A 21,437-nucleotide genomic window follows, 5' to 3' on the forward strand; every position below is an offset into this window, starting at 1 on the left:
ACGCACGAGAGGAGGCCCCGCCGGACCGGCGGGGCCTCCTCTCGTGCGTACGGGGGTGTCAGCCCTTGCGGCCGACGAGCTTCCAGGCGGCCGGCAGCGCGCCCATCGCGAGGGCGGCCTTGAGCGCGTCGCCGATCAGGAACGGGACGAGGCCGGCGGCGACGGCCTGGCCGAAGGTCATGCCGGTGGCCAGGGCCAGGTACGGCACGCCCACCGCGTAGATGATCGCGGAGCCCAGCGCCATCGCGCCCGCCGTCTTCAGGACCGAGCGGTCGGCGCCGCGCCGGGCGAGGGCGCCGACGACGGTCGCGGCGAGCAGCATGCCGAGGATGTAGCCGAAGGACGGCATGGACCAGCCGGAGCTCGCCTCGGCGAACCAGGGCATGCCCGCCATGCCGGCGACGGCGTACAGGCCGAGGGAGAGGAAGCCGCGGCGGGCGCCGAGGGCGGTGCCCACGAGCAGGGCGGCGAAGGTCTGGCCGGAGACCGGGACCGGGGAGCCCGGGACCGGGACGGAGAGCTGGGCGGCGAGGCCCGTCAGCGCGGCGCCGCCGACGACGAGCGCGACGTCGCGGGCGCGGGTGGACGGGATGAGGTCGGCGAGGACCGTCCCGGAGCGCAGGGAACGGACGGGGGCGGCGGCGGTGCTCATCGGTACTCCGCGGGGTGAGGACGGCAGGGGACGGCTCGACCGTAATCCAGGAGTGAACGACCGATCACCGTCAGCCGCCCACAAAGGGGAGGTCGAGCCCTTCGTGGAGATCAGACAAACCCACCGGATCATGCCGCGCGCCACGTGACGCTTGTCACTGACCACTCGTGCCATGAGGTCCCTTTTGCGCCAAGGGACTCCGAACGGAGAGACTGTGGGGTCTCCATAAACCCTCTGAGAGCGCGAGCCCCCTCATGCACGACTCCCCCGCCTCGGGACCGGGGGCCGCCGCCCCCGGCGCCGAGCCCCTCGCTCCCGAACCGGAGCCCCTCTCCCACGGACTGAAGCAGCGTCACCTCACGATGCTGGGGCTCGGCGGGGTGATCGGCGCGGGGCTCTTCGTGGGCTCCGGCGCGGGCATCGCGGTCGCGGGTCCCGGCATCGTCGTGTCGTATCTGATCGCGGGCACGCTCGCGATGCTGGTCATGCGGATGCTGGGCGAGATGTCGGCGGCGATGCCGGCCTCGGGCGCCTTCTCGGTGCACGCGGAGCGGGCGCTGGGGCGCTGGGCGGGCTTCTCGGTGGGCTGGCTGTACTGGTTCCTGCTGGTGGTCGTGCTCGCCGTGGAGGCGACGGGCGCGGCCCGGATCGCGCACGGCTGGGTGCCGGGGGTGCCGCAGTGGGGCTGGGTGCTGGTCTTCATGGTGGTCTTCACGGCCACCAACCTGGCGGCGGTGAAGAACTTCGGCGAGTTCGAGTTCTGGTTCGCCGCGCTGAAGGTCGGCGCGATCGTGCTGTTCCTGGTGCTCGGGACGCTCGCGGTGTTCGGCTGGCTGCCCGACACGGACCCGGTGGGTCTGACGAACCTGACGGGGCAGGGCGGTTTCCTGCCGAACGGCTGGTCGGGGGTGGTCTCGGGCGTCCTCGCGGTCGTCTTCGCCTTCGGCGGCCTGGAGGTCGTGACCATCGCGGCCGCCGAGTCGGACGACCCGGCGCGCAACGTGGCGCGGGCGGTGCGCAGCGCGGTGTGGCGCATCCTCTTCTTCTACGTGGGGTCGATGCTGGTGATCGTGACCCTGCTGCCGTGGACCGCGATCGAGCCGGGCGAGTCGCCGTACGTGGCGGTCCTGGACTCGATCGGGGTGCCGGGGGCCGGGCAGATCATGAACGTGGTGGTGTTCGTGGCGCTGCTCTCGGCGCTCAACGCCAATCTGTACGGCTCCTCCCGGATGGTGTTCTCGCTGGCCGAGCGCGGGGAGGCGCCGAAGGGGCTGCTGCGGGTCTCGGGCGGAGGGGTGCCGCGGCGGGCGGTGCTGGCCTCGGTGGCCTTCGGCTTCGTCTCCGTACTGCTCAATCTGAAGTGGCCGGATTCCGTCTTCCTCTACATGCTCAACTCGGTCGGCGCGGTGCTGCTCTTCGTCTGGGCGCTGATCGCGGTCTCGCAGCTGCGGCTGCGCCGCCGGATCGAGCGGGAGGCGCCCGAGACGCTGTCGCTGCGGATGTGGGGCTTCCCGTGGCTGACCTGGACGGCACTCGCGGCGATGGCCGCGGTGCTGGTGCTGATGCTGACCGACGAGGGGGCGCGGCCGCAGGTGCTGTGGTCGAGCGGGGCGACGGCGCTGGTCCTGCTGGTGGCGTGGGGACGCGAGATGCGCACGAAGCGGAAGTAATTCTTCACCTTGTGTGAAGGTCGTGCCCGTATAGCGGACATCCGTTCCCTGTGAGCGGTGCGGACCCACAGACTGTGGGCCACCCTCCCCGTCTCAGCTAGTGAACAGGGCTCGCTCATGTCTCGGACTCCAGCGCCCGCGCCGGCCGACCGCAAGGACGGCGCCGCCGGCGATGCGACCGCGCCCGTCGGCGGCCTCTCGCACGGCCTCAAGCAGCGCCACCTGTCGATGATCGCCCTCGGCGGCGTCATCGGCGCCGGACTCTTCGTCGGCTCCGGCGCCGGCATCGCCGCCGCCGGTCCGTCGATCGTCCTCGCGTACACGCTCTCCGGTCTGCTCGTCATGCTGGTGATGCGCATGCTGGGCGAGATGTCGGCCGCGTACCCGTCCTCCGGCTCCTTCTCCTCGCACGCCGAGCGGGCCTTCGGCTCCTGGGCCGGCTTCGCCTCCGGCTGGGCGTTCTGGGTGCTGCTCAGCGTCGCCGTCGGCCTGGAGGGCATCGGCGCGGCGAAGATCGTCACCGGCTGGCTGCCCGGCACGCCCGAGTGGGCCTGGGTCGCGCTCTTCATGCTGGTCTTCTGCGGCACCAACCTGGCGGCCGTGAAGAACTTCGGCGAGTTCGAGTTCTGGTTCGCCGCCCTGAAGGTCGGCGCGATCACCCTCTTCCTCGGCCTCGGCGTGCTCGCCATCCTGGGCGTCCTGCCCCACACCGACGCCCCCGGCACCGCCAACCTGTTCGGCGCGGGCGGCTTCCTGCCGAACGGCAGCGAGGGCCTGGTCATCGGCCTGCTCGCCTCGGTGTTCTCGTACGGCGGCATGGAGACCGTCACCATCGCGGCCGCCGAGTCCGACAACCCCGTCAAGGGCGTCGCCACGGCCGTGCGCACCGCGATGTGGCGCGTCTCGCTCTTCTACATCGGCTCGATGGCCGTCGTCGTCACCCTCATCCCGTGGGACGACAAGGCCATCACCGAGAAGGGCCCGTACGTCGCCGCCCTCGACCACCTGGGCATCCCCGGCGCCGGCCAGATCATGAACGTGGTCGTCCTGATCGCCCTGCTCTCCGCGATGAACGCCAACATCTACGGCTCCTCGCGCATCGCCTTCTCGCTGGTCCACCGCGGCCTCGGCCCGAAGGCGCTCGGCAGGGTCTCCGGCGGGGTGCCGCGCCCGGCCGTGCTCGCCTCCTGCTTCTTCGGCTTCGTCTGCGTCGGCCTCAACTACTGGTCGCCCGAGACGATCTTCCCGTGGCTGCTCAACATGATCGGCGGCGTGATCCTGGTCGTCTGGATCTTCATCGCGGCCTCGCAGCTGGTGCTGCGCCGCCGCCTGGAGCGCGAGGCGCCCGAGAAGCTGGTGGTGCGGATGTGGCTCTACCCGGGCCTCACCTATGTCGCCCTCGCCGGCATGGCGGTGATCTTCTTCCTGATGGCCCGCGAGGAGGACACGCGCGTGCAGCTGTACGCGACGGGCGCCATGACCCTGGTCCTCGCCGTGATCGGCCTGGTCCGGCAGAAGACGCGCGCGGGCGCGGCGTCTCCCGCGACCGAGGACGCCTGACCCTTCCCCACCCCTGCCCCGCCCCTGCCCCACCCGCGGCCCCACGGCGCCCCGCCGAGCACCCTCGCTCGGCGGGGCGCCGCGTTTTCCCCGCGACGGCGGGGGCGGGGTAGCGCAGTCGCAAAGTTCTTACTGCTAGCCTGCACTTGCATAGGATGTGCAATAAGCAGTGGGAGGGTTCCTCATGGCGATCTACACGCTTCCTGAACTTCCGTACGACTACGCGGCGCTGGAGCCGGTGATCGACCCGCAGATCATCGAGCTGCACCACGACAAGCACCACGCCGCCTACGTCAAGGGCGCGAACGACACCCTGGAGCAGCTGGCGGAGGCACGGGACAAGAACGCCTGGGGAGCGGTCAACGGGCTGGAGAAGAACCTGGCCTTCCATCTCTCCGGCCACATCCTGCACTCCATCTACTGGAACAACATGGCGAGCCCGAAGGGCGGCGAGGCCGGCGGAGAGCCGCTGGCCGCCGACGGGGTCGGCGAGCTCGCCGACGCGATCACCGAGTCCTTCGGCTCCTTCGCCGGGTTCAAGGCCCAGCTCACCAAGGCCGCCGCGACCACCCAGGGCTCCGGCTGGGGCGTCCTCGCCTACGAGCCGGTCAGCGGGCGGCTGATCGTCGAGCAGGTCTACGACCACCAGGGCAACGTCGGCCAGGGCTCGATCCCGGTCCTCGTCTTCGACGCCTGGGAGCACGCCTTCTACCTGCAGTACAAGAACCAGAAGGTCGACTTCATCGAGGCCATGTGGCAGGTCGTCAACTGGCAGGACGTGAACAAGCGCTACCAGGCCGCCCGGGCGAGCGTCCCGCTGATCTCCTTCTGACACCCCCGGCTTTCCGGCCCCCCGGTTCGTCCTGCTCGTGATCGTCTTCTCACCCTTCACGTGCGGGCGGAATGAGGAAGAACCCCCGTGACGACGTGAGTCACGGGGGTTCTTCTGCGAGGTCGCCGAGGGGCCCTGCGGCTACTCGAAGCTCGGCGCCGCCGTGCGCGTGCGCTTGATCTCGTAGAAGCCGGGCGTCGAGGCGACCAGCAGCGTGCCGTCCCACAGCCGGGCGGCGGCCTCGCCGCGCGGGGTCGGGGTGACGACCGGGCCGAAGAAGGCGACCTCGTCGCCGTCCGGGCCGGGAACCGCGATCACCGGGGTGCCGACGTCCTGGCCGACCTTCTCGATGCCCTCCTTGTGGGAGGCGCGCAGCTCGGTGTCGTAGGTGTCCTGGTCGGCGAAGTCCGCCAGCGACTCCGGCAGACCGACATCGGTCAGGGCGCCGACGATCGCCTCCCGGGTCGGGCCCTCGCCCTCGTTGTGGAAGCGGGTGCCGAGCGCCGTGTAGAGCTTGCCGACGACCTCGTCGCCGTGCAGCTGCTGGGCGGCGATCACCACGCGCACCGGGCCCCAGGCCTTGGTCTCCAGCATCTCGCGGTACTCCGCCGGCACCTCGTCGAGACGGTTCTCGTTGAGGACCGCCAGGCTCATGACCTTCCACTGCACGTCGACCGGGCGCACCTTCTCCACCTCCAGCATCCAGCGGGAGGTCATCCAGGCCCACGGGCACAGCGGGTCGAAGAAGAACTCTGCGGTGGTCCTGTTCTCGGACATGTCTCTCCTCGGAAGCTCGAACGGGTGCGCCTGGGGGCAACAGCGTCGGCCGTCGGGTCATTCCCCGGCCCTTGCCCTGGTTTCGGGCGTCAGTGGCACATGGGAGGATCGGTGCTGTTTCGAACGAGCCACGAAGGAGTGACCGTGCCCGGTGAGAACCTGTCCCGCGACGAGGCCCACGAGCGGGCGGAGCTGCTGTCCGTCGACGGGTACGAGGTCCACCTCGACCTGCGGTCGGCGGTCGGCGAGGCCGAGGAGGGCGCCCGCACCTTCCGCTCCGTGACGACGATCCGCTTCCGCCGCACGGGCACGGGCGACTCCACCTTCGTCGACCTGATCGCCCCCGCGGTCGACGCGGTCACCCTCAACGGCCGCGCGCTCGACCCGGCGGTCGTCTTCGACGGGGCGCGGATCACGCTCGACGGCCTCGCCGACGAGAACGAGCTCGTGGTCGACGCCCGGTGCGCCTACAGCCGCAGCGGCGAGGGCATGCACCGCTTCGTCGACCCCGAGGACGGCGAGGTCTACCTCTACACGCAGTACGAGCCGGCCGACGCCCGCCGGGTCTTCGCCACGTTCGAGCAGCCCGACCTCAAGTCCCGGTTCCGCTTCTCGGTGCTCGCGCCCGAGGGCTGGACGGTGTGGTCCAACGGGGCGGGCGAGCAGGACGCCGACGGGGTGTGGCGGTTCGCCGAGACCGCGCTGATCTCCACGTACATCACCTGTGTCGTGGCCGGCCCGTACCACTACGTCACCGACAGCTACAAGCGCGTGTTCGAGGACGGCACCGAGCTGGAGATCCCGCTGGGCGCGATGTGCCGCAAGGGGCTGGCGAAGCACTTCGACGTGGACGACGTCTTCCTCGTCACCAAGCAGGGCCTCGACTTCTTCCACGACAACTTCGACTTCCCGTACCCCTTCGGGAAGTACGACCAGGCCTTCGTCCCCGAGTACAACCTCGGCGCGATGGAGAACCCGGGCATGGTGACCTTCCGCGAGGAGTACATCTACCGCGGCAAGGTGACGCAGGCGGCGTACGAGCGCCGGGCCAACGTGATCCTCCACGAGATGGCCCACATGTGGTTCGGCGACCTGGTCACCATGGTGTGGTGGGACGACCTGTGGCTGAAGGAGTCCTTCGCGGACTTCATGGGCGCGTTCTCGCTGACCGAGGCGACCCGCTTCACCAACAGCTGGGTGACCTTCGCCAACAACCGCAAGGCCTGGGCGTACCGCGCCGACCAGCTGCCGTCCACGCACCCGATCACGGCCGACATCCGTGACCTGGAGGCCGCCAAGCTCAACTTCGACGGCATCACCTACGCCAAGGGCGCCTCGGTCCTCAAGCAGCTCGTCGCGTACGCGGGCCGGGAGGCCTTCCTGGAGGGCGCCCGCCGCTACTTCAAGCGCCACGCCTACGGCAACACGCGCCTCGCGGACCTGCTGGCCGCCCTGGAGGAGACCTCCGGGCGCGACCTGAAGGCCTGGGCCAAGTCCTGGCTGCAGACCTCCGGCGTCAACACCCTCACCCCTGCCGTCACCTACGACGCCGAGGGCCGGATCACCGAGCTCGCCGTCCTCCAGGAGGGCGACGAACTGCGCCCGCACCGCGCCGCCGTCGGCCTCTACCGCCTCGTGGGCGGGGAGCTCGTGCGGTACGCGCGCGCCGAGGCCGACATCACGGGCGCCTCCACCGTCGTGGCGGAGCTCGCCGGTGCCGAGAAGCCGGACCTGGTCCTCGTCAACGACGACGACCTCACCTACTGCAAGGTCCGCTTCGACGAGCGCTCGCTGGAGACCCTGCGCGCCCACCTCGGCGACATCACCGACCCGCTGGCCCGCGCCCTGTGCTGGTCGGCGCTGTGGAACCTGACCCGCGACGGCCTGATGCCGGCCCGTGACTTCGTCCGGATCGCGCTCGACTTCGCCGGCCGCGAGTCCGACATCGGCGTGCTCCAGATGGTGCACGCCCAGGCCCAGACGGCCGTCACCCACTACGCGGCGCAGGACTGGCGCCCCGAGGGCGGGCGGCTGCTCGCCGAGGGCGGGCTGCGCGAGCTGCGGCTGGCCGAGCCGGCCAGCGAGCACCAGCTGACCTGGGCGCGCTTCTTCGCCTCGGTGGCCTCCTCCGACGCCGACTTCCAGCTCCTGGAGGGCCTGCTCGACGGCAGCGCCTCCATCGACGGCCTGGAGATCGACCAGGAGCTGCGCTGGAGCCTGCTCGCCCCGCTCACCGCGCACGGCCGCGCGGACGAGGCCCGGATCGACGAGGAGCTGGCCCGGGACGACACGGCGACCGGCAAGCGGCACCAGGTGCGCTGCCTGGCCTCGCGGCCCTCGGCCGCGGTCAAGGCGCAGGGCTGGGCGCAGGTCGTCGAGTCGGACACGCTGTCCAACGCGCTGGTGGAGGCGACGATCTCGGGCTTCGCGCAGTCCTCGCAGCGTGAGCTGATCGCCCCGTACGCGGAGAAGTACTTCGCGGTGATCGAGCGGATCTGGGCGGAGCGCTCCATCCAGATCGGCATGGACGTGGTGCGGGGTCTCTTCCCGGCGCTCCAGGACCGCGCGGAGACCCTCGCGGCGACGGACGAGTGGCTCGCCGCGCACGCCTCGGCCGCGCCGGCGCTGCGCCGGCTGGTCCTGGAGTCGCGCGACGACCTGGCGCGGGCGCTGCGCGCGCAGGAGTGCGACGGGCGCGCGTAGGCACTCTGCGTACGGCGGCCCCCGGCGGTGCGTCCGCCGGGGGCCGCCGTGCGCTGTGCGAGGGCCCGGTGCCGGGGGCCCGCGCCGAGGGCCCGGTGCGGGGGCCGCTGTTCATCGGCACTCGAACGCGCGTACTTTAGTGCGGAGTTGTCCCGGATTGGCCACCGGTTCGTAACAGCGGTTAGGAGCGGCCCGTCCGGCGGAAGACCGTCGGCATGAACCACAACACCCCCAAGGCCCCCCTCCCGTCCCTCCCCCGCACCGGCGACGACCGGTTCCGGGAGGCGCTGCGCTTCGCCCGCTCCGAGGCGATGCTCACCGGCCTCGCCGCGCTCACCCTGCACGGCTTCGCCTCCGCCCCGCCGGCCGGGATGATCGACCGGGTCGACGTCCTGGTCCCGCGCACCCGGCGGCTGCGCTCCACCGGTCACGTCCGGGTGGTGCGCTCCGCCGAGCCGCCGCGGCCGGTCGAGATCGACTCCTTCCCCGTCGCCCCGGTCCCCCGCGCGCTCGCCGACGCCGTCTCCGCGCTGACCGACCCGAGCGTGGTGCGCCGGCTGCTCACCGAGGCCGTGAGCGGCGGGCACTGCGAACCCGCCGCGGTGGTAAGGGAGTTGAACCGGGCCCGGCTGCTCAACCGCCCCCATGTGGTGGACGCGGTGGACGCGCTGCTCGCCGAGGGGCGCTCGCTCGCCGAGGACCGGCTCTACGCGATGGTGCGCGAGTTCGCGCTGCCGGACCCGCTGTGGAACGTGGACCTGCGACTGCCGGGCGGCCCGCACCTCGGCGGCCTGGACGCCTACTGGCCGGACCAGGCGGTCGCCGTGGAGCTGGACACCCGGGCGCCGCGGCAGGACGACGACGCGCTGTGGTCCGAGTACACGCGCAAGCGCGAGCACCTGGAGCGGCTCGGCATCACCGTCGTCCACATCACCCCGCGCAAGCTCCGCGAGGCGATGGACCAGCAGGCGTCCGTGGTCCGTACGGCCCTGATGGCCGCGTCGGACCGCCAGCCGGCCGCCTACGTGGTCGTGCTCCCCCGCTGAACCCCCTTACTTCGCGGGCCGCCCCTTCGGGACGGTGCCGCAGAACTCGGCCTCGATCAGCGACTGGCTGTCGCCCGTCCAGTCGGCGTTGAGGTTGCCGGCGAGGGAGTGCTCGCCGTCCCGGGTGACGATGGCCTGGGAACTGGAACCGTGGATGCCGCCGCCGTGGCCCCACACCTCCTTGCCGCAGCTGAGCTTCTGGGCGAAGATCCCGAGGCCGTAGCGCAGCTCGGGCATGTCGGGGGCGACCTGGACGGTGTCCGTCAGCTCCTTCATCTCGGCCGCCGGGAGCAGCCGGCCCTTGAGCAGGGCGCGGTAGAAGGTCTGCAGATCGTTGGCGTCGGAGATCATCTCCCCCGCCGCCCCCGCGATGCTCGGGTTCAGCTCGGTCACGTCGTAGGTCGGCCCGGTCGTGTCGCGGGAGAGCTTCGAGTACGCGCCGGAGTGCGGCCTCGGCATCCGGGAGTCGGTGCCGGGGACGGAGGTGGCGCGCAGCCCGAGCGGCTTGATGATCCGCTTCTCGACCACCTTGTCGTACGGGCGGCCGGTGACCTTCTCGATCACCATCCCGGCGAGCACGAAGTTGGTGTTGGAGTAGTTCCAGTCGGTGCCGGGCTCGAACTCCGGCTCGTGGGCCATCGCGACGGCGACGAGCTGCTCGGGGGTCCAGGTGTCGTAGCGGTGCTGAAGGAACCCGGGGCCGAACACCCGCTCCTGGAAGGCCGGGTCGTTGGTGTAGCTGTAGATGCCGCTGGTGTGGTTGAGCAGCTGCCGGACGCTGATCCTGCGCCCGTCGTGACCGTGTCCGGTGACGAGCCCCGGCAGCCACTTCTCCACCGGGTCGTCGAGGTCGATCCGCCCCTCGGCCTGGAGCTGGAGCAGGACGGTCGCGGTGAAGGTCTTGGTGATGGAGCCGACCCTGAACCGGTCGTTCCCCCGGCGCTCGCCGGCGGTGCCGGTCCACCGGTCCCGTCCGTCCCTGGCCTGGGCGACGGCCCCGGGCACCCCGGCGGCCACCGCCGCGTCGAGCGCCTGCTGGGTGGCGGCGTGCGGGGACTTCGGCGGCGCGGCGGCGACGGCGGGTGCGGCGAGTGCGCCGGCGGCGAGGCCGGCCACGAGGGCGGCGGCCAGGACGGTACGGGCGGTGCGTGCGGCTGACATGTGCGGGCTCCCCTGACGTGCGTACTGCTTCGGTCACGGGAGTGGACCGCGCCGCACGGACGGGGGGTTGAGCCACTCCGGCACGGTTGAGCCGTTTTCAGCCGTTCGCCGGATCGGAGAGCGGCGAATGCCCCAGCGGCGGCCGGTCGCGCCAGAGCTGGAGCCCGATGTCGACGAGCTCGACCCGGGCGAGCGAGGCCACGGCCTCCAGCGGATGCCAGGCGGCCAGGTCGGTGCTGCCCCCCTGCTCGTTCCGCAGCTCGCCCCCGACGACCCGCGCCTCGTAGATGATCCGCAGCCCCTGCCAGTCACCGGCCCTGCCGAGGCGGGGCGCCCAGTCGCGCCGGATGGAGTCGATCCCGAGCAGCACGGTGGGCTCGGCGGCGTACCCGGTCTCCTCCTCGACCTCCCGCACGACGGTCTGCACGGGCAGCTCGCCGTGGTCCATCCCGCCCCCGGGCAGCGTCCACCGCTTCACCCCGGCCCGGTCCACCCACCGGGCCAGGAGTATCTCCCCGTCCCGCACGCACACGGCGTAGGCCGCCACCCGCAACTCGGTCTTCATGAAGGGAGGTTAGTGCCCTCAGATCCAGTACGCCGGGTACCGCCGCCCCGTCAGCCGGGCACCCGCGAGGCCGGTCGCGACGAGGACGGCGGCGGCGAGGGCGAGGAGGGCGAGGAAGGTCCAGAACGGCGGGTTCTGGAGGGTGACGATCACGGCGGTCGCCGCGGCGGGCGAGTGCGGGGTGCGGGCCGCGGCCATGACGCCGAGGGCGAGGCCGCCGGCGAGGGCGGCGCCCCACGGGCCGGGGCCGGTCAGGGCCAGGACCGCGAAACCGGTGAGCGCCGAGAGGAGCTGGCCGCCGACGACCGAGCGGGGCTGGGCGAGCGGCAGGTCGGGGGCGCCGGCGACGAGCGCCATGCTCGCGGCGAGCGGCGGGATGAGCAGCGGCTCGTGGAGCAGGGTGCCGAGGGCGACGAGCAGGAGCAGGGCGGTGACGCTGACGGCGGTGGAGGCGAGCAGCACGCGCGGCCTGGGGCGGGCCGGGGCGGCGGCGGGCGGGGCCGTGGTCATGGGCGGTCCTTCGTCGGGAGGGGTGGGCCGGGCAGGGCCGGACCCACGCGGTGTGACTAACCGGCTAGATTGACTTTAGGGGTTAGCCGAGGCGCCGTGCAACCGGTCACGTACCCTTGAGGGGTTAGTCCGGAATTCGTCGCCGAGGAGGCCCCCGCCATGACCGTTGCCGATCCGCGGCCGCTCGTCGGCGAGCCGGTCTCGCTCGATCTGCTCAACACCCGCTGGATGGCCGACGGGGTGCGGCAGGACCTGCTGACCGATGCCGAGGGCCTCGGCGTCTGGCTCCGGGCGAACGGGCTCGACCGGCGGTTCCGGGCCGACGCGGCCACCCTGCGGCACACCCTCGCCGCCCGGGACGCGCTCGGCGCCCTGGTCGACCGGGCGGGCGACCCCGAGGCCACCGCCAGGGTCGACGCGGTGCTCGGGCACGGGCGGATCCGGGCCACGCTCTCCGTCGAGGGGCCGGGCGAGGAGGCGGAGTTCGAGGACCTCGCCTGGGGACCGGGATGGACCGCCGCCCGCGACTATCTCGATCTCCTGCGCACGAATCCGGAACGCATCCGCCGGTGCGCCCACGAGGCGTGCATCCTGCACTTCTTCGACACCTCGCGAAACGGCACCCGGCGCTGGTGCTCCATGGCCCTGTGCGGGAACCGCGCCAAGGCCTCGCGCCACTATGCCCGTACAAAGGACAACTAGTCGCCCACGGAGGGGTGTCGCCTCGCCCACGTTGGAGGGCTTTCGTCCCCTGTGGCGCATCTTCCGCAGTGGCGGATGTGTGCCACACGCGCATTCCGCCACCCGATAACTCTCCCCAAACACCGGTCATTTACGAAAGGCTGAGCGGTCATCCGGTACCGAAATCCGGACCCTCTTCTTTCACCATCAGGGATGTAAATGACCACCCCCGAAACCCAGAGCTCCATACCCGGGCGCTCGACCCCCGGGACCAGACGCGCGGCGCGCATCGCCGCCGCCGCCGGCCTCGTGACCGCCCTGGTCGCGGCCGGTGCCGCCCCGGTTCTGGCCGTCGACGACCCGGCCGCCACCACCACCTCGCCGGTGAAGACGGCCGACCCCGGCGACAAGCTCGGCGTCACCGACGCCCAGCGCCTCTCCGAGGCCGAGGCCTCCGGCCAGGCCACCGTGACCGTCCTCGTCGCCACCGCCCCCGGCGCCACCGAGCAGGTCGCGGGCCAGCTCGACGCCGTTCCCGGCGCCTCCGTCGGCAAGCAGGACGACAAGCTCGGCTACGTCCGCGCCACCCTGCCCACCGGCAAGGCCGACGCCGCCATCAAGGCCGCCACCAAGCTCTCCTCGGTGCAGTCGGTCGACCTCCAGGCGGAGATCAAGCAGGACGACCCCACCCCGGACGCGGGCACCGTCACCGGCGCCGTCGAGGGGACCACGGTCACCAAGACCTACCCGGCCCCGGGCAAGAGCACCCCGGCGAAGAACCCGTACAACCCGTCCCACGAGACCGGTGCGGTGAGCTTCGTCGAGGACCACCCCAAGGCCGACGGCCGCGGCGTGACCATCGGCATCCTCGACTCCGGTGTCGACCTCGGCCACCCGGCCCTCCAGAAGACCACCACCGGCGAGCGCAAGATCGTCGACTGGGTCACCGCCACCGACCCGCTCACCGAGAGCGACGGCACCTGGCGCGCCCAGATCACCCCGGTCACGGGCTCCGCCTTCACCGCCGGCGGCCAGAGCTGGAAGGCCCCCGAGGGCTCGTTCCAGTGGAGCCGCTTCAGCGAGTCGGTCACCGCGGGCGGCGACCCCAAGGGCGACATCAACCGGGACGGCGACACCACCGACCGCTTCGGCCTGCTGTACGACCCGGCCGCCGGCACCGTGCGCGTGGACACCGACCAGGACGGTGACTTCACCAACAACGAGCCGATGAAGCCGTACAAGGACGGCTTCCAGATCGGCTACTTCGGCACCGACGACCCCGCAACCGAGGTCGTCGAGAAGACCCCGTTCGTCGTGCAGATCCGCAAGGACGTGCCGATGGACCCGCTGGGCGGCACCTGGGTCGGCAAGAAGGCCGACTTCGTCAACGTCGGCCTCGTCGAGTCCGAGCACGGCACCCACGTCGCCGGCATCACCGCCGCCAACGGCCTCTTCGGCGGCCGGATGAACGGCGCCGCCCCCGGCGCGAAGATCGTCTCCGCCCGTGCCTGCACCTGGACCGGCGGCTGCACCAACACCGCGCTCACCGAGGGCATGATCGACCTCGTCGCCAACCGCGGCGTCGACATCGTCAACATGTCGATCGGCGGTCTGCCGCTGCAGAACGACGGCGACAACGTGCGCGCCCGCCTCTACACCCGCCTCATCGACACCTACGGTGTGCAGCTGGTCATCTCGGCCGGCAACGAGGGCCCCGGCATCAACACGATCGGCGACCCCGGCCTGGCCGACAAGGTCCTGTCGGTCGGCGCGGCCATCTCCCAGTCGACCTGGGCGGCCAACTACGGTTCCGCCGTCGAGAAGAAGTACGCCATGTTCCCCTTCTCCTCGCGCGGCCCGCGTGAGGACGGCGGCTTCACCCCGACCATCAGCGCCCCCGGCTCGGCCGTGAACACCATCCCGACCTGGCTGCCCGGCGCGGGCGTCGCCGAGGCCGGCTACACGCTGCCCGCCGGCTACGGCATGCTCAACGGCACCTCGATGTCCTCGCCGCAGGCGGCGGGCGCGAGCGCGCTGCTGATCTCCGCCGCCAAGCAGCGGGGCATCAAGCTCTCCCCGCTCACCCTGCGCACCGCGCTCACCTCGACCGCCAAGCGGATCCCCGGTGTCGCGGCCCACGAGCAGGGCGCCGGCCTCATCGACATCGAGGAGGCCTGGGACTCGATCCTGTTCGGTGCCACCGCCCACGACTACAAGGTCGAGGCCCCGGTCGACACCGCGATCTTCCCGGCCCCGCACACCGGCACCGGCGTGTACGACCGCCAGGGCGGCCTCAAGGTCGGCCAGAAGAAGGTCTACGACGTCACCATCACGCGTACGAACGGCCCGGACCGTCCGGTCTGGCACGAGCTCGGCCTGAAGTACAACGACGGCACCTTCCGCATCCTCGGCGAGGACTTCGTCGCGCTGCCGCTGAACAAGCCGGTCACCGTCAGGCTCCAGGCCCGTCCGACCACCCCGGGCGTGCACAGCGTCATCCTGGAGGCCGACGACCTGTTCACCGAGGGCGTCGACAAGCAGATCCTCGCCACGTCGGTCGTCTCCAACGACCTGGTCGGCCCGGGCTACGGCTTCTCCGCCACCGCCTCCGTGCAGCGCAACAGCCACAAGTCGTACTTCGTCACCGTGCCGAAGGGCGCCAAGACCCTCGAGGTCGGGATCAGCGGGCTGAAGGAGAAGAGCCAGACCCGGTTCATCACCCAGCACCCGTACGGCGTGGCCCTGGAGGACAACGCGTCCAACCAGTGCTACCCGCACTACAACCCGGCGAACACCTGCCGTCCGGACCTGCGCTCCTACGCCAACCCGATCCCGGGCGTCTGGGAGATCATCGTCGAGTCCCGCCGCACCTCGCCGGACCTGGACAACCCGTTCCGGCTCGACGTCTCGGTGCTCGGCGCGTCCTTCGACCCGGCCGTCCAGACGGTCCCCGAGGCGAAGGTCGGCACCCCGGCGGCCGTGCAGTGGAAGGTCTCGAACGAGTTCGCGGCCCTCGACGGGCGTCTGAAGGGCGGCCCGCTCGGCTCGCAGAAGACCGAGAAGGCGACCATCCAGCACCACGAGCAGCAGATCAAGACCGTCACCATCGGTGAGGGCGTCGAGCGCCTCGACATCGCCATCGGCAACACCTCCGACCTGTCGGCCGACCTCGACCTCACGGTCAAGCTCGGCGACACCCAGGTCGGGCAGTCCGCCGACGGCGACTCCGAGGAGTCCGTCAGCCTGGTCAAGCCCGCCGCGGGCACCTACACCGTCATCATCGACGGCTACTCGGTGCAGGCCGCCGGCGGCACCAGCTACGACTACAAGGACGTGTACTACTCGTCCGCGCTCGGCTCCGTGAAGGTCGACGAGTCGAAGCCGGTCCAGCTGGCCAACGGCGCGACCGCCCCGGTCGCCGCCGAGGTCGTGGTCAACGCCGCGGCCCCCGAGGGACGCCAGTTCTTCGGTGAGGTCCAGCTGCTGAACGCGCGCGGCACCGCCGCGGGCACCGGCAGCGTGGTGATCGGGAACGTCATCCCGTAACGCCTGGTGACCAAGGAGGGGCGGGCGCCGGAAACCGGAGCCCGCCCCTTCGGCGTCCTCCCACCTGCCCGGTGATCCATCCCGACCCTTGGACAATGGATTGGACAAGGCGCCCGTGGACACACGCATCATGGATCCGGCAGCCCTGCACAAACGTACGGAGGAGTCCCCGTGAAGGTCGGAATCGTCGGAGCCACCGGTCAGGTCGGCACAGTCATGCGGAAGATCCTGGCCGAGCGCGAGTTCCCCGTCGACGAGCTGCGCCTCTTCGCCTCCGCCCGCTCCGCGGGCACCGTCGTGGACGGCGTGACCGTCGAGGACGCGTCCACCGCCGACTACACCGGCCTGGACATCGTGCTCTTCTCCGCGGGCGGCGCCACCTCCAAGGCCCTCGCCGAGAAGGTCGCCTCCCAGGGCGCCGTCGTGATCGACAACTCCTCCGCCTGGCGCAAGGACCCCGAGGTCCCCCTGGTCGTGTCCGAGGTCAACCCGCACGCGATCAAGGACCGCCCCAAGGGCATCATCGCCAACCCGAACTGCACCACGATGGCCGCCATGCCGGTCCTCAAGCCGCTCCACCAGGAGGCCGGCCTCGTCGCCCTGGTCGCCACCACCTACCAGGCCGTGTCCGGCTCCGGTCTGGCCGGTGTCGCCGAGCTCAAGACCCAGGCCTGCGCCGTCTCCGAAGCGGCCGACCAGCTCACCTTCGACGGCGAGGCCGTCGCCTTCCCCGAGCCGAACGTCTACCGCCGCCCCATCGCGTTCAACGTGGTCCCGCTGGCCGGCAACCTCGTCGACGACGGCACCCACGAGACCGACGAGGAGCAGAAGCTCCGCAACGAGTCCCGCAAGATCCTGGAGATCCCGGAGCTCAGGGTCTCCGGCACCTGTGTGCGCGTCCCGGTCTTCTCCGGCCACTCGCTCCAGGTCAACGCCCGCTTCGAGCGCCCGATCAGCGTCGAGCGCGCCTACGAGCTGCTGAAGGACGCCGAGGGCGTCGAGCTCTCCGAGATCCCGACCCCGCTCCAGGCGGCCGGCAAGGACGCCTCGTACGTGGGCCGCATCCGCGTCGACGAGACCGTCGACAACGGCCTGGCGCTCTTCCTCTCCAACGACAACCTGCGCAAGGGCGCGGCCCTCAACGCGGTGCAGATCGCGGAGCTGGTCGCGGCCGAGCTGGCGGGCTGACGGCAGGCGCCGAAACCGGCACGAAAAGCACCTAAGGGCGGCCATCCGTGGGATGGCCGCCCTCCGCTTGTTCGCCCTGGGAAATGTGCGGTGCGTCGCCCGCACACCCCGTGGAAGGATGGCCCAAACGTCACGAAACCGAGGAGTTGACCGGGTGCCTGGCACAAACCTGACCCGTGAAGAGGCGGCGCAGCGGGCGAAGCTGCTGTCCGTGGACGCGTACGAGGTCGACCTCGACCTCACCGGTGCGCAGGAGGGCGGCACCTACCGGTCCGTCACCACCGTCCGCTTCGATTCCGCCGAGGCCGGTGCCGAGACCTTCATCGATCTCGTCGCCCCGGCCGTCCACGAGGTCGTGCTCAACGGGCACGCCCTCGACGTCGCCGCCGTCTTCCGGGACTCCCGGATCGCGCTGCCGTCCCTGCTCCAGGGGCGGAACGAGCTGAAGGTCGTCGCCGACTGCGCGTACACCAACACCGGTGAGGGCCTGCACCGGTTCGTCGACCCGGTCGACGGCCAGGCCTACCTCTACACGCAGTTCGAGGTGCCGGACGCCCGCCGCGTCTTCGCCTCCTTCGAGCAGCCCGACCTCAAGGCGACCTTCCAGTTCACCGTGAAGGCCCCGTCCGGCTGGTCGGTCATCTCCAACTCCCCCACGCCGGAGCCCAAGGACGACGTGTGGGTCTTCGAGCCGACCCCGCGGATCTCCACGTACATCACCGCGCTGATCGTCGGCCCGTACCACTCGGTGCACTCCTCCTACGAGGGCCCCGACGGCCAGGTCGTGCCGCTCGGCATCTACTGCCGTCCGTCGCTGGCGGAGTTCCTCGACGCGGACCACATCTTCGACGTGACCCGCCAGGGCTTCGGCTGGTTCCAGGAGAAGTTCGCGTACGACTACCCGTTCGCCAAGTACGACCAGCTGTTCGTGCCCGAGTTCAACGCGGGCGCGATGGAGAACGCGGGCGCGGTCACCATCCGCGACCAGTACGTCTTCCGCTCGAAGGTCACGGACGCCGCCTACGAGCGCCGGGCCGAGACCATCCTGCACGAGCTCGCCCACATGTGGTTCGGCGACCTCGTCACCATGGAGTGGTGGAACGACCTGTGGCTGAACGAGTCGTTCGCCACCTTCACCTCGGTCGCCTGCCAGGCCTCCGTCGAGGGCACCCGCTGGCCCAACGCCTGGACCACCTTCGCCAACGCGGAGAAGACCTGGGCCTACCGCCAGGACCAGCTGCCGTCGACGCACCCGATCATGGCGGACATCAACGACCTGGAGGACGTGCTCGTCAACTTCGACGGGATCACGTACGCCAAGGGCGCCTCCGTCCTGAAGCAGCTCGTGGCCTACGTCGGCGAGGACGAGTTCTTCAAGGGCGTGCAGGCCTACTTCAAGGCCCACGCCTTCGGCAACACGCGCCTGACCGACCTGCTCGGCGCCCTGGAGGAGACCTCCGGGCGTGATCTGAAGGCCTGGTCGAAGGCGTGGCTGGAGACCGCCGGCATCAACGTGCTGCGGCCCGAGATCGAGACCGACGAGAACGGCTCCATCACCTCCTTCGGCGTCCGCCAGACCGCCCCGGCGCTGCCGGCCGGCGCCAAGGGCGAGGCGGTCCTGCGTCCGCACCGGATCGCGATCGGCTTCTACGACCTGGACGCGGCCGGCAAGCTGGTCCGCACCGACCGGGTCGAGCTGGACATCGAGGCGGCCGAGCTGACCGCCGTGCCGCAGCTCGCGGGCAAGCAGCGCCCGGCGGTCGTGCTGCTCAACGACGACGACCTGTCGTACGCGAAGGTCCGCCTCGACGAGGTGTCCCTGAAGAACGTCACCGCGCACCTGGGCGACTTCACCGAGTCGCTGCCGCGGGCGCTGTGCTGGGCCTCGGCCTGGGACATGACCCGGGACGGCGAGCTGGCCACCCGCGACTACCTGGACCTGGTGCTCTCCGGCATCGCCAAGGAGACCGACATCGGCGTGGTCCAGTCGCTCCAGGGCCAGGTCAAGGCGGCCCTGGAGCTGTACGCGGCGCCGGAGTGGCGGGCCGAGGGCCTGGCGCGCTGGGGCGCCTTCGCCGAGGAGCAGCTGCGCGCGGCGGCGCCCGGCAGCGACCACCAGCTGGCGTGGGCGCGGGCCTTCGCGGCGACCGCCCGCACGGACGAGAACCTCGACCTGCTCGCCGCGCTGCTCGACGGCGGCGCCGTGATCGACGGCCTGGCCGTGGACACGGAGCTGCGCTGGGCGTTCGTGCAGCGCCTCGCGGCGACCGGCCGGTTCGACGAGCCGGAGATCGCGGCGGAGCTGGAGCGCGACCGCACCGCGGCGGGCGAGCGGCACGCGGCGACGGCCCGTGCGGCCCGTCCGACCGAGGCGGCGAAGGCCGAGGCGTGGGCGTCGGTCGTCGAGTCCGACACGCTGGCGAACGCGGTGCAGGAGGCGGTGATCGCCGGCTTCGTGCAGGCGGACCAGCGTGAGCTGATCGCCCCGTACACGGAGAAGTACTTCGCGTCGATCAAGGGCATCTCGGAGACCCGCAGCCACGAGATCGTCCAGCAGATCGTGGTCGGCCTCTACCCGACGCTCCAGGTCTCGCCGGCCACGCTGGACGCCACGGACGCCTGGATCGCCGCGAACGACCCGGCTCCGGCGCTGCGCCGCATGGTGACGGAGTCGCGCGCGGGCATCGAGCGCGCCCTGAAGGCGCAGGCCGCGGACGCCGCCGCCTGACCCTGACGGACGAAGGGCCCCGGACCGCGAGCGGTCCGGGGCCCTTCGTCGTCACGGACCGACCCGCGCTGCCGGTCGGCCCGGCCGGGTCAGCCCAGCCAGGTGAGCCACTGCCAGCCGCCGGTCCCGATCGTCGTCGGGGTGCCGAGGCCGGTGGCGGTGCCGGGGAGGAACTCCAGGTTCTCCGCGGTGCCGGCGGTACGGGTGGTCCACAGGTCCGGCCGGCCGTCGCCGGTCACGTCGCCGGCCGAGACGAGGAGCCGCCGGTCGGCGGTGGTCCAGGGACCGCCGGTGAGGACGACGGGGGCGGCGAGGGCGCTCGCGCCCTGGCTCGCGTACTGCCTGATCTCGCCGGTGGCCCGGTCGCGGCCCCAGACGTCGGCCCTGCCGTCGCCGGTGACGTCGCCGGGCAGGATCACGTCGTAGCCGGCCCACTCGGGGCCGCCGATGTTCAGCGCGGCCCTGGCGGCGAAGGTGGGCTTGCCGTCGACGGGCGCGCCGCCGCGGTGCAGCCAGAGGCCGGTGGTGCTGCGGGCGAGGACGTCGGGCAGGCCGTCGCCGTCCACGTCGCCGGCGGCCAGCGGGGTGGCGCCGCCGTTCGACCAGCCGGTGGGGCGGCCGCCCATGGCGATCCGGGTGCCGAGCTCGCCGGTGCCGGTGTTCGGGTAGACCCACAGCTCGTCGCCGATGCGGGCGACGACGTCCTCGCGGCCGTCGCCGGTCCAGTCGCCGCGGTGGCTGACGACGGCGCCGGCCCAGCCGCCGGTGCCGATCTGGCGCACGGCACCGAGGCCGCCGCCGCCGGTGCCGGGGTACAGGCGCAGGTTGCCGTCGTCCTTGACGGCGAGGAAGTCGGGGCGGCCGTCGCCGGTGAGGTCGCCGCCGGTGCCGGTGCCGGGCCGGGGCTCGGGGTAGGCGGCGGCGCGCAGCAGCAGGTGGTCGGAGAGCGGGGCGGTGCCGGCCGGTTCGGGTTCGAGGGCGTCGGCGCGGACGGTGTGGAAGTCGCGGGCGCTCAGGAAGACGTGGTCGAACTTCTTGCCGTCGTACGTGGTGGGCTCGCCCGAGCGGCACTCGGTGACGCCGGCGTCCAGGCAGGCCTGGGTGAAGTAGTCGTGGTCGTTCTCGTCGGCCTCGGCGAACGGGCCGGTGCCGGGCAGTCCGGCGCGTATCGGGTCGAGCGCGGTGTACGTCGGCCCGGCGTTGAAGTCGCCGCCGAGGATCACGGGAAGCCCGGCGGCCCAGGTGTCGGCCTTGGCGAGGGCCTGGGAGGAGCCGTTGTCCGGGGTGATGTACTGAGCGAGGTGGGTGTTGCAGACGAGCGTGCTGCGCCCGTCGACCGGGCCGCGGGCGCAGAGCACCGCGCGGGCCTCCTGCCCGGCGGGCACGGTGAGGTTGGCGGCGTAACGGTCGACCGCCGGGGCCTTGACGAAGATGCCGAGGCCGAAGCGGGTGTCGGTGGACCACTTGCCGCAGCCGGTCGCGGTGTCGGTGGAGGTCCACACGGCGGTGTAGCCGGAGTCGGCCAGCGCGGTGCGGAGCGAGGCCCACTGGCCGAAGCAGAGCTCTTGGAGCATCAGGGCGTCGGTGTCCCAGGCCAGGGTCTGGTCCTTGACCTTGGCGGTCCACGTGGGCAGGTCGAGCTTGCTCTGGCAGGTGTACGCGCCGCAGACGTTGTACGAGATGGTCCGCGCCGACGGTGCGGTGGCGGGGTCGACGGTGTCGGCGCCGGCCGGCGCCGCGGCCGGGAGGACCGCGGCGGCCAGCAGCGCGAGCACGGCGGCCGTTCTTCGAAGGAGTCTCATACCCCGAGAGGTTAGT

15 protein-coding genes are annotated in these 21,437 nt (G+C 71.7%); 9 read left to right on the top strand and 6 right to left on the bottom strand.

From position 1 onward, the window contains the following. Positions 1–58 precede the first annotated feature (58 nt). Positions 59–652: a biotin transporter BioY gene (locus tag ACH414_RS05790; protein ID WP_382535179.1), complete on the bottom strand. Its 594-nt coding sequence runs from the start codon at positions 650–652 to the stop codon at positions 59–61. 254 nt (positions 653–906) lie between these two features. On the opposite strand from ACH414_RS05790, the gene ACH414_RS05795 reads away from it, so the two are divergent. From ACH414_RS05795 to ACH414_RS05805, 3 genes are all read left to right on the top strand, one after another. Beyond that, a complete protein-coding gene (locus tag ACH414_RS05795; protein WP_398940860.1) occupies positions 907–2,322 on the top strand; it encodes an amino acid permease in 1,416 nt (471 codons plus the stop codon). Between the two features lie 117 nt (positions 2,323–2,439). Further along, positions 2,440–3,882: an amino acid permease gene (locus ACH414_RS05800; protein ID WP_398940861.1), complete on the top strand. Its 1,443-nt coding sequence runs from the start codon at positions 2,440–2,442 to the stop codon at positions 3,880–3,882. Positions 3,883–4,066: 184 nt separating this feature from the next. Next, on the top strand, positions 4,067–4,714 hold the full coding sequence (locus ACH414_RS05805; protein WP_382535188.1) for a superoxide dismutase: 648 nt from the start codon (positions 4,067–4,069) through the stop codon (positions 4,712–4,714). Between the two features lie 141 nt (positions 4,715–4,855). Here ACH414_RS05805 and ACH414_RS05810 read toward each other — a convergent pair whose 3' ends face one another. After that, on the bottom strand, positions 4,856–5,491 hold the full coding sequence (locus ACH414_RS05810; RefSeq protein ID WP_386564289.1) for a DsbA family protein: 636 nt from the start codon (positions 5,489–5,491) through the stop codon (positions 4,856–4,858). Positions 5,492–5,635: 144 nt separating this feature from the next. Here ACH414_RS05810 and pepN (ACH414_RS05815) point away from each other — a divergent pair, with 144 nt between their 5' ends. Continuing rightward, positions 5,636–8,194: an aminopeptidase N gene (gene pepN / locus ACH414_RS05815; protein WP_382535194.1), complete on the top strand. Its 2,559-nt coding sequence runs from the start codon at positions 5,636–5,638 to the stop codon at positions 8,192–8,194. Positions 8,195–8,409: 215 nt separating this feature from the next. Beyond that, positions 8,410–9,240, top strand: a complete 831-nt coding sequence (locus tag ACH414_RS05820) for a hypothetical protein (protein ID WP_398940863.1) — start codon at positions 8,410–8,412, stop codon at positions 9,238–9,240. Positions 9,241–9,246: 6 nt separating this feature from the next. Here ACH414_RS05820 and ACH414_RS05825 read toward each other — a convergent pair whose 3' ends face one another. From ACH414_RS05825 to ACH414_RS05835, 3 genes are all read right to left on the bottom strand, one after another. Further along, entirely contained in the window at positions 9,247–10,401 is a 1,155-nt protein-coding gene (locus tag ACH414_RS05825; RefSeq protein ID WP_382535198.1) for a serine hydrolase domain-containing protein, read from the bottom strand. 97 nt (positions 10,402–10,498) lie between these two features. Next, entirely contained in the window at positions 10,499–10,966 is a 468-nt protein-coding gene (locus ACH414_RS05830) for an NUDIX hydrolase (RefSeq protein ID WP_382535201.1), read from the bottom strand. Between the two features lie 18 nt (positions 10,967–10,984). Beyond that, a complete protein-coding gene (locus ACH414_RS05835) occupies positions 10,985–11,476 on the bottom strand; it encodes an HPP family protein (RefSeq protein ID WP_382535204.1) in 492 nt (163 codons plus the stop codon). 159 nt (positions 11,477–11,635) lie between these two features. On the opposite strand from ACH414_RS05835, the gene ACH414_RS05840 reads away from it, so the two are divergent. The 4 genes from ACH414_RS05840 to pepN (ACH414_RS05855) all read left to right on the top strand — a co-directional run bounded on the left by ACH414_RS05840 (position 11,636) and on the right by pepN (ACH414_RS05855) (position 19,619). After that, positions 11,636–12,178: a CGNR zinc finger domain-containing protein gene (locus ACH414_RS05840; protein WP_386564297.1), complete on the top strand. Its 543-nt coding sequence runs from the start codon at positions 11,636–11,638 to the stop codon at positions 12,176–12,178. Positions 12,179–12,376: 198 nt separating this feature from the next. After that, positions 12,377–15,703 carry a S8 family serine peptidase gene (locus ACH414_RS05845; protein ID WP_386564300.1) on the top strand — a complete coding sequence of 1,109 codons (3,327 nt, stop codon included), beginning with the start codon at positions 12,377–12,379 and terminating at the stop codon, positions 15,701–15,703. A gap of 171 nt (positions 15,704–15,874) precedes the next feature. Continuing rightward, a complete protein-coding gene (locus ACH414_RS05850) occupies positions 15,875–16,891 on the top strand; it encodes an aspartate-semialdehyde dehydrogenase (RefSeq protein WP_398940865.1) in 1,017 nt (338 codons plus the stop codon). Between the two features lie 154 nt (positions 16,892–17,045). Further along, positions 17,046–19,619: an aminopeptidase N gene (pepN, locus tag ACH414_RS05855; protein ID WP_398940867.1), complete on the top strand. Its 2,574-nt coding sequence runs from the start codon at positions 17,046–17,048 to the stop codon at positions 19,617–19,619. A gap of 89 nt (positions 19,620–19,708) precedes the next feature. Here the strand turns inward: pepN (ACH414_RS05855) and ACH414_RS05860 are convergent, their stop codons facing one another. Continuing rightward, positions 19,709–21,421, bottom strand: a complete 1,713-nt coding sequence (locus ACH414_RS05860; RefSeq protein ID WP_382535219.1) for an FG-GAP-like repeat-containing protein — start codon at positions 21,419–21,421, stop codon at positions 19,709–19,711. Positions 21,422–21,437 lie beyond the last annotated feature (16 nt).

It is taken from the genome of Streptomyces sp. NPDC020422, assembly GCF_044386705.1.
GTDB lineage: Bacteria > Actinomycetota > Actinomycetes > Streptomycetales > Streptomycetaceae > Streptomyces.